Below are 18,100 nucleotides of genomic sequence, written 5' to 3' on the forward strand. Positions count from 1 at the left end.
ATGGTTAGGTCAAGTGTCGTCTCCGAACGCGCCGGCCGCGGCAAGGGCGGTGATTTCATCCGCCTTCAGCCCCGCCGCGTGCAGGATTTCATCGCGGTTCTGACCGGGTAACGGGGCCAGATTGCGAAACTGTGCGGGCGTGCCCGTCAGTTTGACAGGCGTTCCGATGTGGCGCAGCTGTTGGCCTGTATCGGATTGCACGCGCAGCACCATCCCGCGGTCTATATTATGCGCGTCTGCAAGCGCATCCTGAATGTCATGCACGGCGCTGAACTGGGTTTGGGCGGCGGCAAGCACGTCCAGCCATTCATCGCGTGTGCGCGTGGCAAATATGCGTTCCAACTCTGTCCGCATTGTTGGCCACGACGTGATGTCATGCTGCAATTGCGCATATTCCGGTTTTCCCACCGCATCACAGAAGCGCCGCCAATAGCGCGGTTCCATATCTGTGGTCACAATGAATTTCCCGTCTTTCGTGCGCCATAGCCCCATATCCGCGCGGCGCGTTCCGCGCGGCGGGATGGTGGCAGGGTCAGGATGGCGTGACAGGACATTTACCAGAAGCGCCATGGAACAATCGCTCATGGCGATATCGACATGCTGGCCGCGACCTGTGCGCGCCCGCGCGGTCAAGGCCGCCAGAATACCAAAAGCCGCATGCGTTCCTGTGACAACATCTGCAACAGGCACCCCCGCGAAGGATGGTGCATCAGCGTTTTCGCCCATCCGCGACAGCGCACCCGACACGGCCAGCGCAACCGGGTCATGGCCCGGTTTGTCGCGGTAAGGGCCAGTCTGCCCGCATAAGGTCACGCTGCAATACACCAGCCCCGGATTGACCCGTTCAAGATCGTCAAACCCCAACCCCAACCTGGCAAGAACGCCGGGGCGATAATCCTCGACCACGACATCGGCATCGCGCGCCAGCCGTTTGACAAGCGCCTGCGCGTCCGGGTTGCCGATATCAAGTTTCATCGATGTCTTGTTGCGCGACAGGATGTCGTTGTGCCGAATATCGGCGCGCGCGTCCGGCGACAGGCGGTCCCAGCCAAAAACCTTCGCCTGTTTGTCCAACTCGCGCGGGTTTTCAAGACGAATGACATCTGCGCCCATGTCGGCAAGCAGCCATGTGCAATACGGCCCCGGCAACAAACGCGAGAAATCCAGCACCTTTATTCCTTGCAGCGCGGTCATTCAAATGCCTCCCAGCCGGGAAAGTCGTTCAGCGGCATCTTTGGCAGCAGCGTCCGATCGGGGGCCCGGCCGCCCGCGCCATGGCCGAACAGCGGCCCCGGCAGGCGTGTTGTGCCTGCATCGGTTGCGATGGGAACGAACAGGCCGCGTTCGGATAAATGGTCACTTTCGCGCACCTCCTCCAGGTCCTGAATGACCGAAAGCCCCCAGCCCAGTTCAAGCGACCATTGCCCAAGCTGATTTTTGGGATGACGCAAAAAGAACGCTTCCAGAATGCTTTGCCAACGGTCGATCACGTCCTGGGGCATGTCAGCGACCAGAATTGCCGCCCAGTCCACTTCTGCCAGTTCGCCTGCCGCATCGTGCTGTTCCAGAACCTTGACGACGGCGCGCATCATGTTCGGGTTGTCGATCATGGACCATGTCACATACCCGTCAGCGCAGGGCCAGACCTGGCGCACACCCGACTTGCCGCGCACAAGGCGGTTGCCCGTGCGTGTGCCAATCCGTCCTGTCCATTCATACATGATGGCTTCGCGGTAATTCGCCAGCGTTGTGGACTGTAGCGCCGACACCTCGACGCGCTGCCCCTGCCCGGTGCGGTGGCGCGCATGAAGGGCCATCAACCCCGCCGTTGCCACCTGAATTCCTGTCAGCGCATAGGCCTGTTCGCCGGGAAACCGAAGCGGCGGGCGATCTGGGTCGCCGGTAATATGCATCAGCCCGCTTTGCGCCATCAGCGTCAGGTCTGTGGCCACATGGCCGCTGCGCGGCCCATCCGCACTGTAGGGCCGCGCGATCACATGGATCAGGCGGTCATTTTCCACCAACAGGTTTTCGGGCAAGACAGCGCCGCGCCTGCGATCCTCCAGAAACATGTCTGCCCCGGCCAGCACCGGAAAAAGCGACGACATATCATCCGGCCAGCTATAGCGGTGCTTGCCATGGCCCCATGCCAGTTCACGCGCGGGTGTGGCCGTGTCCCTGCGCGATATGCTGATGACCGTGGCACCCAGTTCCGCCAGCATGCGCCCGCCCAGATCCACCAGACCGTCGGACAGTTCCAGAACACGAATTCCCTGAAGCTGGCTCATGCGATGACCCCTTGTGCGTGCAAGTCTTCGACATCGCGCGCGGACATGCCCAGCATGTCACAAAACACGTCCCTGTTATGCGCCCCCAGACAGGGGGCAGCGGTCACACATGCGGGGGTGTGCGAAAATTTCATCGGCGGGGTGGGCATCATGGACGTGCCCAGAACAGGATGATCCACGGCCACAAAATGGCCCGCCGCGCGCAATTCGGGGTCTTCGAACACGTCGCGCCCGTCCTGCACCGCTGCCGCCGGCACGCCTGCCGCAGCAAGGTCCGCCAGCAATGTGTCACGGTCCATCAGCGCCGTGGCGCGGGCAATCTGCTGATCTATGGCATCTGCATGTGTGATGCGGCCCGGTGCGGTGTCAAACGCGGGGTCGCCGGGCAGGTCCAGCACGGCGCAAATGCTGCGCCACTGCACATCGGTTTCAGCGGCAATCGCAATCCATTTTCCAGCGCCCCGGCAGGGATACACGCCATGCGGGCACATCACGGGGTCCGAATTGCCGGTTTTGCGGGCCTGCGGTTCGGCAAACAGGTCGGCAATGACATGAACCATCGGTTCAATCTGCGAAATGTCCAGATGCTGCCCCCTGCCCGTCCGCTGGCGGTATTCCAGCGCCGACAACACGGCCACAGTGGCAAACATGGGCGCGATGACATCGCCATAGGCAAGTGGTGGCATATGGGGGGGCCGGTCCGGCCATCCCGACAGCGCGGCATGCCCCGAATGCGCGGCGGCTGAATTGCCATATCCGCGAAACCCCGCCATAGGCCCGCTGCGCCCCGCAACTGACACACTGGCCAGAATGATGTCCGGCTTGATCTGGCGCAGGGTATCATAGCCAAGCCCGATGCGTTCCATATAGCCGGGGCCGAAGTTTTCCACCACGACATCGGCCCACAGGACAAGCTGGCGCGCCAGTTCCACCCCGCGCGGGTCCGACAGGTTCAGCGTCACACTTTTCTTCGAGGTGTTGGATTGCGCGAAAAAGGCCGATCCGTCATGATCGTCAGACTTGCCTGCAAAAGGCGGCGAGCGGCGCCCCAGATCAAGCCTGCGCGCCGATTCGATCTTGATGACCATGGCCCCATTGTCGGCCAGATCCTTTGTGGCCCGTGGTCCGGCACCAACCCAGCTGAAATCAGCTATCTTTACACCGTCTAATGCGCGCATGTTTCCCCCAAGCAATCCGGCCCCAACGGTTCATCATATGAACTATTTAGGGCAATTCAACGTATTCCGTCCAGCGCCTTGCCGACATGGGCTTGCATGTCCGCGCGGTTCCAGTCGCGCCGGTCCACCATGTCGGACCAGATTTCGATGACTTTCACACCCGCCGCTTCCAGTGCGCGGCGCGCAAATCCCGACCCATAGCCCGAAAACCTGTCATGGCGTGGTACCAGCATGACGGCGGCATCGATCCGGTAGCGCCGCGCCTGTTCAACCAGCCATTCATTCACCCAGGGCGGTTGGTGCAACTGCTCATTCATCAGGGACATGCGCGCGGCCAGCGCGCGCAGCGGGTCATCCCCGATCTTGCGGATATACCCGTCTGCCGCAAATGGCAGATACATCGACCACACGAACACTGCCCCGTGGGTGTCTTCGAATGCCGAATAGAAATCCGTATCAAACCAAAGCCCTGCCCCGATCCACATCATGCGGATGCGTTCATCGGGACAGACGGCCTGCCCATTCGCAATCCGGTCCGCCACTTCATCGCGAAAGGTGGCGGCATGCGCCAAGGCCCAGTCCGACCCGCGGTGCCATTGTGGCACCATGACATTCGGGATCTGTTCGGAAATGCGCAAGGGCGCTTTGGGTGCTTGCGCGATCATCTGATCAACGTCTTCGAAGATCGATTCCTGCCGGTTTATCGCGTGCATGTATTGGGCGAATTCATCCATGTCGAAACGCCTGCCCGTCATCTGTTCCAATGTCGTGATCAGGGTTTTCATTTCCGCGACCATCAGATCCAGCCGGTCCGGGTGATAAAGTTGTTCCCAGTTGTCGCGCGCCAGTTCCCACCAGCGCGGTGCGGGGTCAGGCACGCCCGGCGCGCTGAGCAGATGCAACGGCGCCCCCGTCGCTTTCGCCCAAAGGGCAAATACTTTCTGATGTTCATCAGAACTTTGGCGGGCGCACAGGATGGACGGGGTGGGCAAACCGCCCCATGGCTGGCGCGCGGGGTCGTTATCAAGCGCGGCGATCAGCGGCAGGCTGGAATAGCGCGGAAGATGGGGGTGAAAGCCCATTTCCGTTGCGCGGTCCAGATAATGCTCGGACAATTGCTTGGCGGCAATGACCGCAGACCACCATTGATTGGTGACAATCGGCATGCCCATCGCGTGGAACAGTTCATGCGGCGTATCTGCGTTGACGAAGGCGAATTGTTCCCCGCCCTTGATGCTTTCGCGCAAGTGCTGCACCCAGTCGCGCTGATAGCTCATCGCGGCCATTGTTGCATTCAGTGGCGTATAGCTCATACCAGCCCCCGCTGTTTCAGGTCTTTTGCCAGAACCGCATCCAGTGCGGCCAGGCGGTGATCTGCGGGAACCGCGTCAACAAAACCCAGGTCCACAAGCGGGATGCCCGCCGCGCCCAGACGTTGCTTGATATGCGGCACGTCCCAACCGAACACGTCATCATGTGGATGAAGCTGGCAGATGACCGCGTCACATTGCGCCGCCAGCAAGCGATCTATCAGCGTGTCGGTGTAGGCATCGGGGGGAACAAGCCTTTGGCAATCGGTATCGGAAGCAGCGGCCTTCAGAATGGCGTCCGGCGTCGCGGTAGCAGGCAAATCCACGGGCCAGGCCGCAACCAAAGGCTGCATGTCGCAGACAATCGCGCCATGGGCCTCAATCATATCATAAACGCCTGTCTGCGTGATGGCCGCACCAATCAGGCCCAGACGGGGGGCCTGTCGGGGCGGTTGCGTGGCCGCACCAAGGGCCGCGCGCAACAGCGCCGCATGCTGTGCCCCCCCCATCCACCGACCCGCCACATGCCACGTCATCGCTGTGCCTGCGCGAACGGGGGCATCCGTGGCAAGACGGCATTGTGTCAGTTCCGAAAGTGCGGTTGCGCGCGCATGTTCGTCCTGAAGGGCCAGTGACAGGGCATCAGGTGTGGGCGGTGCAATTTCCAGATGCTGCCACAGCGTTTCCAACTGCAGCATGTTGAACCCATGCGCATGGGGCGCATGAACAAGGTTCCACAAGATCAGCTTCGGGGTGGCAGGGGCCAGCCCCAGCCGCCGCAATTCAAGCGCGTATTGATACGCGACCAGCGCGGCCGTATCATCACGACAAAAGATAATTGCCCGCAGGTCATTGAAACAGCCACAGGCGAAACGGTGCAGAAAGCGCTGCACAGCATGGTCGACAAAGGGTTCGATGCAATCGGCCACATCCTGCCCGGCATCGGCAGTGTCATCTTGCGGCAGGATATGCAGGCAGGTGACCGGCGCGCCAGTGGCCCGCAAAAGGATTTCGGGGAACCCCTCGCCGAATATGCCGATCATATCTGTCGAAAGCACTGTGCCGCGCAAGGCAAAGGCGTTTTCCAGCATGTTGGCCGCATCATCTGACGTCACGTCGCACCCTTTCGTGATATTAGTTCATTAAATGAACTGTTAATGGTGCATGTGTCAATCCCCTTTTCTGCCTTTGACAGCGGGGCCGCCCGTTCTATAGGGTCAATGAAAACCCGAGAGAGGCCCCGATGACTGAACCCGAAGGCGCAGACCCGTCCTGTGTCGATTCAATAAAGCTTGGGCATTTGCGCGAAAACCTGCCGTTTCTGTCGCGCACGATACGGGCTTTCATCCGCGCTGAGAATGCCGAACATTTTGGCGACATGAACACAGAACATGGGGAAATTGCGACCCTTAGCCTGATCCGCGAGAATGAAGGCATTTCGCAAAACGACCTGGCGCAGTATATTGTTTTGAAGAAATCCGCTGTGGCCAGCCTGATCAAGAACCTTGAAAAACGCGGACTGGTGCAGCGGCGCAAGGTTCAAAGCGACCGGCGCTACAACGCCCTTTCGCTGACACCGGCGGGGCTGGCGTGGCATGACCAGTTGATGCAACGCATGGATGCGCAACACAAGGCCATGCTTGACCCTTTCAGCACAGAGGATCGCGCCGCGCTTCTGGACTTGCTGAACCGCCTGCATCAGCATCTTGCGGCGCGCGCATCACAGCGCGCCGCCCCGTCGCCGCAACGTATGACGCTTAAGGACTGATCGCCCTGATCCGCTGGAAACTTGACCCTGCCCCATATAAAGTTCATAACATGAACTAATTTACACGGAGGGCCATCATGGGGCAGCCACTCGCCGGTATGCGTATCGCGGATTTTTCGCATGTGATTGCAGGCCCGCTTGCAACACATTTCCTGCGCCTGATGGGCGCCGAGGTCATCAAGGTGGAACCGCCAACAGGCGACGTGCTGCGCAACTACACCCAGCGGCAGGAACTGCGCGGCATGGCCGAACCGTTTATCGGCGTGAATGCAGGAAAGAAATCGCTGGTTCTGGATCTGAAGTCAGAATTCGGGCAGGAATCTGCACGGCGGTTGATCGCGACAAGCGATGTGATGATCGAAAATTTCCGCCCCGGTGTGATTGACCGGCTGGGACTGGGCCATGCGCGCGTCATGGCAGACAACCCGTCGCTGATCTATTGCTCGGTGTCAGGATACGGTCAGGACGGGCCGATGCGCGACCACCCCGCCATTGACCAGATCATTCAAAGCGTGTCCGGGCTGATGACACTATCGGGCGAAGAGGGCGCACCGCCCATGCGAATTGGTTTTCCGGTCGTTGACACCTACAGTGCGCTGATGACTGCGTTTGCCGTGCAATCCGCCTTGCTTCAGCGGGAACGCGACCCGCAAAAGCAGGGGCAATTTGTTGATGTCGCCATGCTTGACGCGTCGCTGGTGATGATGGCGTCGGTGGTTTATCCGATGCTGATTTCCGGTCTGGCCCCTGTTCGCACGGGAAATCGCGGCTTTTCCCTGGCTCCCACCGCCGATACCTTCCCCACACGCGATCAACCGATCACAATCGGGGCTGTTCAGCAAAACCAGTTCGAGCGGCTTTGTGCCGTGCTTGGGTTGGAAAGGCTTGTTCAGGACCCGCGGTTCAGGAATTCTGACACGCGCATAGCCAATGACGACGCGCTGCAAGCCGAACTGCGCAGCGCATTTGCCCAGTATGACGCTGTTGAATGCGAAGCGCTGCTGGCCCGCGCGGGCGTGCCCGCAGGGGCGGTGCGCAGTGTGTCCGAAGCGCTGGCCCTGGACCAGTTGAAAGGGCGCAATCTGACCCTTGACGTGCCAACACCCAACCCGCATGTGCCTATGGCGAAGATCCTGAATGCCGGTTTTCAGTTCGCCCATGACGGCCCCGGCCATGACGCCCCCCCGCCCGCCCTTGGCGAACATTCCGCCGAAATTCTGGCCGAGCTGGGCATGACGGAAGATTGGCAGATGCCGCCAGTTGCATGACAACAAGACCGCACCGATAGCCCGCATCAACACCATCCCTAAATGTGGTTCGCCATGTCGGGGCCTAGCCATTCGTCAGGTTGGATACGCAGCTTCTTGATGCGTGAATATAATGTGGTCGGTTGCAGGCCCAGCAGATGGGCGGCGCCATCTTCGCCCGCGACCTTGCCTTGGGTCGCGCGCAGCGCATTGACAAGATTGGCACGCCATACAGACGACAATTCCGCTTCTGTCATCACGACTGCCGCACTGGACCCGACCGGGGACGGTCGATGCGCAAGATCCACCTGCAGCTTGCCACCTGTCGAAATGATCGCGCCGCGGTCAATCACGTTTTGCAATTCGCGCACATTGCCAGGCCATTCGTAGCGGATCAGCTTCTCCATGGAATGGCGCGAAATGCTGGGCGGTTTCATGTTCAGACGTTTGCACGCCAGCGCCAGAAAATGCGCGGCAAGCGCGGGAATATCCTCTGGCCGGTTGCGCAGCGGCACGCAGTCAATCGGAAAAACATTCAGATACATATGCAGTTCCTGACGAAATTCGCCCCGCCGCGCAAGCGTGTCCAGCGATCTGCGGCTGGCGGCAATAACACGCAGGTTGATTGCGCGCGCGCGCGTGTCCCCCAGCCGCGTGACGCTGCCTTCTTGCAGCGCATACAGCAAACGCCCTTGCAACCCCAGTGGCAGTTCATCAACGTCATCCAGAAACAACGTGCCGTTATGGGCCAGTTCCAGCATGCCCGGCTTGTCGCGCAACGCCCCCGGGAACGCACCGCGAATCTGGCCAAACAGTTCCGCTTCAATTGCGTCGGTGGTCACGGCACTGCATTTGAAATGGATCAGCGACCTGCGCCGCCGCGCACTGCCTTTATGGATGGCGGACGCGACCAGCGCCTTGCCGGTTCCCGCCTCGCCCGTGATCAGCACATTTGCTTCGGTGGCCGCCACAAGGTCAATCTTGCTAAGAATTTGCAAAATCGCCGGGGATGTGCCGATAATGTCATGATGCGCGCGTTCGGACGCAATGGTTTCCTGCAAATAGGCGTTTTCCTGTTCCAGTTGTTCGCGCAGTTCCTGCACCTGTTGCATGGCATCGCGCAATTTGCGTTCATTTTCCTTGCGTTCGGTGATGTCCCGGAAAATGACAACGGCGCCTGCCAGAACATTCTGATCATAGATCGGGGTCGAGACATATTCGACACGAATAGGCTTGCCATCCTTGCGCCAGAAAACTTCGTCTTCGATGCGGTTGACCTGTTCGAAACGGAACGACTGATAGATCGGGCAATCATGGGCTGGATATACCTCGCCATTCAGGTGGTGATGGTGAATCATCGTGTGAATATCACGCCCCAACAGGTCTTCGGCACTCCAGCCCAGCATCTCGCGGGCGGCGCGGTTGACAAATGTCGTCTTGCCATCCGCGTTGACCCCGTAAATCCCTTCGCCCGCCGCATTCAGGATAAGTTGGTTCTGGCGTTCCAGCTCATTGAAGAAATCCTGTGCGCGCTGCCATTCCAGCAGGCCAAGGCGTTGCAATTCGCTGGCTTCGGCAATCTGGTCATGGCGCGACATTTCATTCAGGTCGATCAGCGTCAGCATGACCTGATGGGAAATATCCGCGATCAGGGTGCCGCGCAGTTCACAGGTCAGCGGGTGTTTTGCACTGTCCTGCAGCGGGATGTCACGCCGCCACGCCTGACCGCGATGGCCAAGTTCATCCAGAAACACCAGAAACCGGTCAAAATTGCCCGCGATATGCGGGGCGAACTGGAACCCCGCGCCATGCCCCTGCCCAAGGAAGCGGCAGGCGCGGGAATTGGCGGCCAGAACCGTGTCGCTTGCGGTGTCCAGAACAAGGGCCGGGTGCGGGAAGGCGTCCAGCAGGGAATCAGGGGTCATCAGGTTCACGATCATGCCCCACCCTGCCGCCAGCATATGTGCCGCGCAACACGAAAAATCGTAATTTACGAAAAATCGTATTCACGATCATAGCCAACATATCACAACATACTGAAATTAAATATTTTATTAAAAATCAGCACGTCTAGCGCTTCTTTTGTTTTCTGCGCTGCAGAATTGCTACTGTGGTTTCATGATTATCAACCTGGATAGGGGAAGCCATGTCGACCAATAGCCTTGGGAACCCGTTTTCTCATAAAACAGACCTGCGCCATGGCGCAGCTTGCGGCTGCGAAACCTGCGTCAGCGATGCGCGCGCCCGCGCCACTGCGCCCACCACATCCGAGGCGATGCTGGAACGCGCGGTCGAAAGCGCGGTTGTCCGGTCGGTTTTCGGCCATAATGATATCAGCCGCCGGTCCATGATGGGCATGTTGGGGGGCGGGGCGTTTGCCGCCGCGCTGGCGTCCGTCTTTCCGCTGGATCAGGCCAAGGCGCTGATCATGGATGAACTTGGCGCACCTGAAAAGCCCGACCTGAAAGTGGGCTTCGTGGCGATCACCTGCGCAACCCCCATCATCATGGCCGAACCCATGGGGTTCTACAGGCGCTATGGCCTGAATGTGGAAGTGGTAAAAACCGCTGGCTGGGCCGTGGCGCGCGACATGTCACTGTCGGGCCAGTATGATGCCAGCCATATGCTGACGCCCATGCCGCTGGCCATGACAATGGGTGCCGGGTCAACGGCCGCTCCCTATATCATGCCCGCTGTGGAAAACATCAACGGGCAGGCGATTGTGCTGTCAAACGAACATCTGGACAAGCGCGACCCGCAGCAATGGAAGGGCATGACCTTCGGGGTGCCGTTTGAATATTCGATGCATAACTTCCTGCTGCGCTATTATGTGGCCGAACACGGGCTGGACCCCGATCAGGACATCCAGATCCGCGTTGTTCCCCCGCCCGAAATGGTGGCGAACCTGCGTGCGGGCAATCTGGACGGCTACCTGTCGCCCGACCCGTTCAACCAGCGCGCCGTGTGGGAGGGGATCGGCTTTATCCATATGCTAACCAAGGACATCTGGGAAGGCCACCCCTGCTGCGCCTTTGCAGCGCCGCGCCGTTTCGCGGTGGAACTGCCAAACACCTATGGCGCGCTGCTGAAATCCATTATCGACGCCACGCAATATGCGTCCAACCCGGAAAACCGCAAGGAAATATCAGAAGCCATCGCGCCCACGAACTACCTGAACCAGCCGGTCCCAGTGATCGAGCAGGTTCTGACCGGCACCTTCGCCGATGGTCTGGGCAATGTGCAACGCGTGCCGGACCGGATCGATTTTGACCCGTTTCCGTGGCAATCCATGGGCGTGTGGATTCTGACCCAGATGAAGCGCTGGGGCTATATCAGCGGTGATGTGGACTACAAGGGGATTGCCGAACAGGTCTATCTGGCCTCGGATGCGCGCAAGGTCATGAAAGATCTGGGCTATGACGCACCAGAGGTGAATTACAAATCCCACATGATCATGGGCAAAAGCTTCGATCCGGACCAGCCCGAAGCCTATGTCGAGAGCTTTGCGATAAAGCGGGGGTAGGCCATGCAACTGCTTTCCGTCAACAAACGCGCAGCGCTTCTGTCGGTGGTTTTGCTGATCGTGGCGCTTGGGGCGTGGGAAATCTCGGTTACGCGGCAAGTGATGGGCGAAGCGCTGACCGAATATGAAATCCTGATGGGACTGGGACAGCCGCGCGCGGCTGTGCCGCCCCCCAGCGATGTGATGGTCAAGGCGTGGGAACAACTGAGCAACCCGTTTTACGACGCCGGCCCCAATGACAAGGGCATTGGCATTCAGCTTGCCTATTCGCTGTATCGTGTGCTGACAGGGTTTGCGATGGCGGCTGCCATTGCCATTCCGCTTGGATTTTTGATTGGCATGTCGCCTGTTGCCTATAAGGCGCTGAACCCCTTTATTCAGGTGCTGCGCCCCATATCGCCGCTGGCGTGGATGCCGCTTGCGCTGTTCATCATTCAAGACAGTGAAGCCAGCGCGATTTTCGTGATCTTCATTTGTTCAGTCTGGCCCATGCTTCTGAACACGGCGTTTGGCGTCGCTGGTGTGCGCAGTGACTGGGTGAATGTCGCGCGCACCCATGAACTGGGCAATCTGCGCACTGCACTGACGGTCATTTTGCCCGCAGCCGCCCCCACAATTCTGACCGGGATGCGGATTTCCATCGGCATTGCATGGCTTGTCATCGTGGCCGCCGAAATGCTCGTGGGGGGGACCGGCATTGGATATTACGTCTGGAACGAATGGAACAACCTCGATCTGACCTCGGTCATCTTTTCAATCGTGATGATCGGGCTGGTGGGCATGATGCTGGATGCGATTTTCGCAATGCTGCAGCGCGCCGTCACCTATGCCGAATGAAAGGGCAATTTCCCATGAGCAAACCGTTTCTTAGCGTCGAGCGCCTGACCCAATCCTTCCCCGACGGTGCGGGCGGAACCCTGACTGTGTTTGAAAACGCCAGCTTTGGCATTGAAAAGGGCGAGTTCGTCTGCATCCTTGGCCATTCCGGCTGTGGCAAATCCACCATTATGAATGTGCTTGCGGGCCTTGCCGACCCCACATCAGGGGTGGTGAAAATGGACGGGGTGGCCGTATCCGGCCCCAGTCTGGACCGTGGGGTGGTGTTTCAGAACTATTCGCTGCTGCCGTGGCTGACTGCGCTGAAGAACGTCACATTCGGGGTCAAGGCGCGGCATCGCAACTGGTCGCGCGAGAAGGTGGTGGAACATGCCACGCAATATCTGGCCATGGTCGGGCTGGAAGGGGATGTGATCCACCGCAAGCCCAGCCAATTGTCGGGCGGGATGCGCCAGCGGGTGTCCATCGCGCGGGCCTTTGCGAACCAACCCAAGCTTTTGTTGCTGGACGAACCGTTCGGGGCCCTGGACGCCCTGACGCGCGGCACCATTCAGGAGGAATTGCTGAAAATCTGGGGGCAGACTGAACAGACCGTGTTCATGATTACCCATGACATTGACGAAGCAATCCTGCTGGCAGACCGCATCCTGTTGATGACAAACGGCCCGTTTGCGCGTGTCGCGGAATCGGTTGAGATTACCATTCCACGCCCGCGCGTGCGCACCGAAATTGTCGAGCACCCGAATTATTACGCCATCCGCAACCATCTGGTGCAGTTCCTTGGCAAACGATCAAAAGAACTGGCCGGCCAGGCCTCTGACGGGGAAAGCCAGTCGCCCCAATCGGTGCGCATAGACCTGTCGACCCCGCCCACCGAAGACCCCGAGCCTGCGCCCCGCGCCCCCCGGCTGCAGGCCGTGAACAGCTGACCCCCCGCCCCATAAGAAAAAGGAGACACCCATGAAAGACCACATGATGGATACCGAGATGCTGACCAAAGAAGACGTAACTGCCCTGATCCTTGCGGCGAAGAAACGCAAGAAAATGAAATGGGAAGAAATTGCCGCCGCTATCGGGCTGTCGCCTGTCTTCACTCATTCCGCCGCGATGGGGATGAATTCCATGCCCGCTGACAAGGCCGCCGCGCTGGTCGCGCTGCTGGATCTGCCCCTTGATGCACAAGATGTGCTGGAAGACTACCCCACCAAGATTTGGGAACAGGCCGTGCCAACCGACCCCTGCATCTACCGGCTTTATGAAATTGTAGGGGTCTATGGTCCCACGATGAAGGCCATCATTCAGGAAGAATTCGGCGATGGCATCATGTCCGCGATTGATTTTGACATGATCATCAGCCGCGTGCCCCACCCCAAAGGCGACCGCGTCAAAGTTGAGATGACAGGCAAGTTCCTGAAATACAACGACTGGTAAGCGCGACGCCCCAGACCGCGCCAGTGGTGCGGCGGCGGGGTCGCGCCATCAGTGCAAGGCCCTGTGCTGCATTCAGTGCTGGCCGCGCGGCGCCATGGTCACACTTTTATTGTGGCGTGGCGCTGCGTGCAAAACCCTGTGCCGGTTTCGGGCGCTGCCGAGTGCATTTCGGCAGCGCTTTTCTATGTTTGTGCGCTGGCGCACAGGCCATCCACCCAGAATTCAGGCCAGACCAGCGCCGCCATGGGACCGCAAATCAACAGCAAGCGCGCGATCTGCTCGCCTGTGGGATGCGACGAAAACAGGCTTTTCGGGCTGGAATGATGCAGGTTTCTGCAGTGTTTGCCCCGGCAACACGCCGTTTCAAAACCGCCCCCATCTTGGTTAAAAAAAGCTTGTCCAATGACGAGAATCAGGCAATTTTATTCTCACTGGCAGGGCCATTCGTGAGAACCGCATAGAATTCACTGCCAGACATAGACATTTTTTCGACTGCTTATCGCTATTTCATATTGATCAAGGGACTTTCGCCATGTCGATTTCCAGAAGCGGCACGTTTAATGAAAACCCCGGTTTTGGGGAATGGGCCTATGGTGTCAGTGGGTTGGGGACGCTGACGGTTGATGGCGGCAGCGTGCTGACAATGACGTCTTCCTCCGGGGGGGGGCCATATGTGCGCGTTGGCCGCTTCGCCAATGGCGACGGCACCATCACGGTTACGGGCACCGGCAGCACGGTCCGGATTGATTCGGCGGGCAGCACAGCAGTCGGTGACGGGGCGGGGCTGCAGATCGGGCGCGATGGCGCGGTGGGCGTGGTCAATGTGCTTGACGGCGCGGCGCTGCGCATCATCGATGCTGTCGCAACAAGCGCGGGCATCAATGGCGATGAATACCTTATTGTCGGTCGCGGCACAGGGGGGAACGGAACGCTGAATGTGCAGGGCGGCGAAGTCGAGCTGTCAGGAAACGGCGCATCCCTTGTCGTTGCCCGAGATGGCGCAACCGGCGCGCTGAACGTGTCGCAGGCGTCCCGGATTCAGATTACCAACAGCCCGGCGGAACTGGACAGAAACGCCAGCCTGACATTGGGGCGCACGGGTTCCACAGGAACCGCGACGATTGACAGTTCCACGGTCATTCTGGAAAATCGTGGACTGGGCGAAGCCTATCTGGCGGTGGGCCGGTTTGGCGCCGCCACCATGACAGTCACAGGCACGGGTGCCACCGATCACGGGGTGTTCCTGCATGGCGGCAGTGGCAGCTACGCATTCGTCGATATCGGGCGCGGTCCCGCAGGCTTTGGCACGCTGACCGTCACCGATGCCAGTTTGCGGTTGCAAAATGATGGCCAAGGGTTTGACGGTGCCAGCACTGGCGCAGGCGGCGATGTGGACTTACGGATTGGCCGTGACGGCGGCACAGGTACGCTTGTTCTTGACGGGGCCCAGCTTGATATGCTGGCAGAGCGAAGCGCCAGCCTGTCTTTGGGCGATAATTTCTACAATACCGAAGAAAACGCCGGGGGAACCGGAACCCTGACCCTGCGCAATGGCAGTGTGGCGAATATTGTTTCGCTGGAAGGGTCGGGGCCACCTGATGCGGAAACCCGCTGGGATGCTTATGTCTATGTTGGCGATGCGCTGGCGACGGGCATTGCCGCAGTGGAACAGTCCACATTGGTGATAGAAAACCGCCACACTGGCGAGGCGTATCTGGGTGTTGGCCGGTTTGGCACGGGCACCATGACAGTGACAGGCACCGGCGCCGCCGATCACGGGGTGTTCGTGCATGGCGGCGATGACGACTATGCCTTCGTCGATATCGGGCGCGGTGCAACCGGCAATGGCACAATGACAGTGACCAATGCCACCTTGCGGTTGCAAAATGACGGTGTCGGGTTTGACGGTGCCACCTATGGCGCTGGCGGGGACGCGCAACTGATAATCGGGCGCGCGGGCGGCACAGGCCAGCTGACGCTGAACCCCGACGCGAAGCTGGAAATGACCGCCACTGACGACAGTTTTATTCTTGTAGGCAATGGCGGCGACGGCACACTGACAGCCAACGACGCCAGCATCGATCTTGTCGCAGGGGACCGCGCGGCGATTACGGTTGGCCAAACCGCGGATAGCACCGCAGCAGCAAGTTTCACCGATGGCAGCACTGTCTCCGTGCAGGGTGCAAGGGCAGGTCTGATCGTCGGCTGGGGCAACGGAACGGGCACAAGCGACGTCACATTCGACGCATCAAACCTCACGATCACGGCAAGTGAGGTCGCTGCGATCACGCTTGGAACACCCCCGCCGGGCGAAGTGTCCTTGGGGTCGGGCACTGGCACGCTGACCTTGATGAACAACGCCAGCGTAACATTGGACGCCTCCATCGGTCAGGCCGGGCTGCTTATTGGCGGCGGTACGGGGGGGGCGGGGGTGCTGAATGTCACCGCAGGGTCCGCGATCAGCATGTCGGGGGGCACAACGGCAGCCGAAATCGGCACCAATGGCGGCACCGGCACCGTGACGGTGGGGCAGAACAGCCAGATTGCGGGGTTTGACACTGCCGAGATCGGATCGGTCGGGGGGTCAGGGCGGATTGTGTTGCAAGACGGCGGAACCTTTGGTGGTGCCGGTTCCGTGACGACCTTACATCAGAACGGCGTTCTGGAAGCGGGCGCTGGTGCGCTCGGCGGTGATCTGGTGGTTGATGGCGGTCTGGTTGACATGCAATCATCAGACCTGTCGCGCCTTGATGTGATGGGCAATGCCAATCTGGGTTCGGGGCGCGTGCGGCTGGAAATTGGCGCGTCAACGCATGACAGCATCGACATTGCGGGCAGTGCGCAGATTGGCACAGGCACCGCTGGCAATACAGAATTCACGGTCAACCTGATCGAAGACCGGGTTCTGGCCGCCGGGGAAACTGTTGGTTTGCTGCGCGCGACGGGGGGACTTACGGTCAGTGACATCGCGCGGCTGGATGCCGGGGTAAGTGGGGCAAATGCCGGGTTTTCATGGGTGCTCGGGGTGCAGGCGGCCCATGCTGACCAACTGGCGCTGACAGCACTTACGCCCTCTGACACCGGGCCGGGAACAGGCGGCACGCTGGATCTGGCGGGCAACACGCAAGCCACCGCCGTCTGGAACAGCGCCACTGCCCAATGGACGGTCGAGGGCGGCGCATGGGTGGCGGGCATCGCAACAAACCTTGACGGCCTGTCGGGCACGGCATTCGGGGACCAGATCGATGCAAGGGGCCTGTCCAGCGCGATCCGCATCACTGGCGGGGCGGGCGATGATACCTTCTATGGCGGCGGCGGGGATGACATCATCATCGGCGGCGGCGGGCAGGACAATGTCATCTATGGCGCCGCGCGCGCGCAATATGACATACAGACCGATCACGCCACCGGGGTAACAACCGTCACAGACCTGCGCAATCCCGCAACAACGCCTGATTACAGTGGAACCGATACCCTGACGCGCGTGGAACTGCTGCGGTTTGCGGATATGGACGTCTCGCTTGCGGTGGACACAACGATTGCCATCACCGGACGGCCCGGAACGGGAATGACGGGTGTCATGCTGAACGCGACCCTATCCGACGGGGCCGTAGAGGCCGTGGGAAATACAGGAAACGATGGCCAGGTGATTTTTTCGACTGCTGCGGGCGGTGATATCCGGATCACTGGAACAAAACCCTATGACCCCGCCACAGACGGCACGATCACAGCAAGGGATGCGCTGGACGTTCTGCGCCTTGCTGTCGGGCTGTCGCCAAGCTGGGGTTCTGCCGCGCCGCTGGATTTCATCGCCGCTGACATCAATCAAGATGGCCAGATCACCGCTGCCGATGCACTGGATGTTTTGCGCGCAGCCGTCGGCCTGCAAGGCCCAAACCAGCCACGCTGGTTCTTCATTGACAGTGAAACCGACCTGTCCAGCATTGGCCGCAACAACACGTCAGTTGATGAAGGGGTGCTGTTCAACCCTCTGACTGCCGATATCTCGGGTCTTGGCATGACGGGCATCTTGCTGGGCAGCATGCAGGATTTCGCGCAGTGATGCAGCCCTTCCCAATGCCTGTCCGACAAGACGGGTCTTGCGAGCGTGTATTGACAGGCCATTCAGGGGGCGTGATCAGCAGTGACAGACCCACCTGCCCTTGATCTGTGCGTTTTGCCACAGATCAAGGGCAGGTATTATTTTGCCAAAACCACCCGGAAAACCGCCCCCCCCTTTGCAGCATCCAGCGCAACTTGCTTCGGAACAACGCCTATCTACCTGTGGCCTCGGACATGCCCCCCTATAATTGTGAACTGCACGCAGATGCATGCATCTGAACAGGAGTGGTCAGACCGGGGGCGCGTATGCGCAGCTTTACAGGGTTCTGGGTATCGCTAAAGGGCGCGGCAAGCGGGTCGGACAGAAACAATCGCCACGTCTGGGGGCGACGGTCTTGCGGGACATGTTCGTTCCGTGTCATATTATACACGAAAACCGATTGATCCGAATAAGTC

At 59.8% G+C, this 18,100-nt stretch carries 13 protein-coding genes; 7 read left to right on the forward strand and 6 right to left on the reverse strand.

Annotated features, from left to right (window positions below; all coding sequences use genetic code 11):
• Window positions 1-9: 9 nt before the first annotated feature.
• The 5 genes from ACTZWY_RS11320 to ACTZWY_RS11340 are packed head-to-tail and all read right to left on the reverse strand — an operon-like array spanning window position 10 to window position 5,891.
• On the reverse strand, window positions 10-1,194 hold the full coding sequence (locus tag ACTZWY_RS11320; protein WP_444790815.1) for a CaiB/BaiF CoA transferase family protein: 1,185 nt from the start codon (window positions 1,192-1,194) through the stop codon (window positions 10-12).
• Window positions 1,191-2,288, reverse strand: a complete 1,098-nt coding sequence (locus ACTZWY_RS11325; protein ID WP_444790816.1) for a CoA transferase — start codon at window positions 2,286-2,288, stop codon at window positions 1,191-1,193. Before ACTZWY_RS11325 ends, ACTZWY_RS11320 begins: the two co-directional genes overlap by 4 nt.
• Window positions 2,285-3,466: a CaiB/BaiF CoA transferase family protein gene (locus ACTZWY_RS11330; RefSeq protein WP_444790817.1), complete on the reverse strand. Its 1,182-nt coding sequence runs from the start codon at window positions 3,464-3,466 to the stop codon at window positions 2,285-2,287. Before ACTZWY_RS11330 ends, ACTZWY_RS11325 begins: the two co-directional genes overlap by 4 nt.
• Before the next feature lie 56 nt (window positions 3,467-3,522).
• Window positions 3,523-4,779 (reverse strand): 2-hydroxyacyl-CoA dehydratase, encoded by a 1,257-nt coding sequence (locus tag ACTZWY_RS11335; protein ID WP_444790818.1) that lies wholly within the window; start codon window positions 4,777-4,779, stop codon window positions 3,523-3,525.
• Complete coding sequence (locus ACTZWY_RS11340; RefSeq protein WP_444790819.1) at window positions 4,776-5,891, reverse strand: 2-hydroxyacyl-CoA dehydratase; 1,116 nt, start codon at window positions 5,889-5,891, stop codon at window positions 4,776-4,778. The genes ACTZWY_RS11335 and ACTZWY_RS11340 overlap by 4 nt, the downstream gene beginning before the upstream one ends.
• Window positions 5,892-6,019: 128 nt before the next feature.
• Here ACTZWY_RS11340 and ACTZWY_RS11345 point away from each other — a divergent pair, with 128 nt between their 5' ends.
• Together ACTZWY_RS11345 and ACTZWY_RS11350 are read left to right on the forward strand one after the other, a co-directional pair.
• A complete protein-coding gene (locus ACTZWY_RS11345) occupies window positions 6,020-6,544 on the forward strand; it encodes a MarR family winged helix-turn-helix transcriptional regulator (protein ID WP_444790820.1) in 525 nt (174 codons plus the stop codon).
• Between the two features lie 77 nt (window positions 6,545-6,621).
• Window positions 6,622-7,812, forward strand: a complete 1,191-nt coding sequence (locus ACTZWY_RS11350) for a CaiB/BaiF CoA transferase family protein (protein ID WP_444790821.1) — start codon at window positions 6,622-6,624, stop codon at window positions 7,810-7,812.
• Between the two features lie 38 nt (window positions 7,813-7,850).
• Here ACTZWY_RS11350 and ACTZWY_RS11355 read toward each other — a convergent pair whose 3' ends face one another.
• Window positions 7,851-9,731, reverse strand: a complete 1,881-nt coding sequence (locus ACTZWY_RS11355; protein WP_444790822.1) for a sigma 54-interacting transcriptional regulator — start codon at window positions 9,729-9,731, stop codon at window positions 7,851-7,853.
• Window positions 9,732-9,937: 206 nt separating this feature from the next.
• On the opposite strand from ACTZWY_RS11355, the gene ACTZWY_RS11360 reads away from it, so the two are divergent.
• The 5 genes from ACTZWY_RS11360 (at window position 9,938) to ACTZWY_RS11380 (ending at window position 17,645) form a co-directional block, all read left to right on the forward strand.
• Window positions 9,938-11,314 (forward strand): CmpA/NrtA family ABC transporter substrate-binding protein, encoded by a 1,377-nt coding sequence (locus ACTZWY_RS11360; RefSeq protein ID WP_444790823.1) that lies wholly within the window; start codon window positions 9,938-9,940, stop codon window positions 11,312-11,314.
• A 3-nt stretch (window positions 11,315-11,317) separates the two neighbouring features.
• On the forward strand, window positions 11,318-12,151 hold the full coding sequence (gene ntrB, locus ACTZWY_RS11365) for a nitrate ABC transporter permease (RefSeq protein WP_444790824.1): 834 nt from the start codon (window positions 11,318-11,320) through the stop codon (window positions 12,149-12,151).
• A gap of 14 nt (window positions 12,152-12,165) precedes the next feature.
• On the forward strand, window positions 12,166-13,080 hold the full coding sequence (locus ACTZWY_RS11370; RefSeq protein WP_444790825.1) for an ABC transporter ATP-binding protein: 915 nt from the start codon (window positions 12,166-12,168) through the stop codon (window positions 13,078-13,080).
• A gap of 31 nt (window positions 13,081-13,111) precedes the next feature.
• Window positions 13,112-13,582 carry a cyanase gene (gene cynS, locus ACTZWY_RS11375; RefSeq protein ID WP_444790826.1) on the forward strand — a complete coding sequence of 157 codons (471 nt, stop codon included), beginning with the start codon at window positions 13,112-13,114 and terminating at the stop codon, window positions 13,580-13,582.
• Window positions 13,583-14,114: 532 nt separating this feature from the next.
• Complete coding sequence (locus tag ACTZWY_RS11380) at window positions 14,115-17,645, forward strand: beta strand repeat-containing protein (protein WP_444790827.1); 3,531 nt, start codon at window positions 14,115-14,117, stop codon at window positions 17,643-17,645.
• The last annotated feature ends 455 nt before the right edge of the window (window positions 17,646-18,100 follow it).

Origin of the sequence: Roseinatronobacter sp. NSM (assembly GCF_052379845.1) — a bacterium.
Lineage (GTDB): Bacteria > Pseudomonadota > Alphaproteobacteria > Rhodobacterales > Rhodobacteraceae > Roseinatronobacter.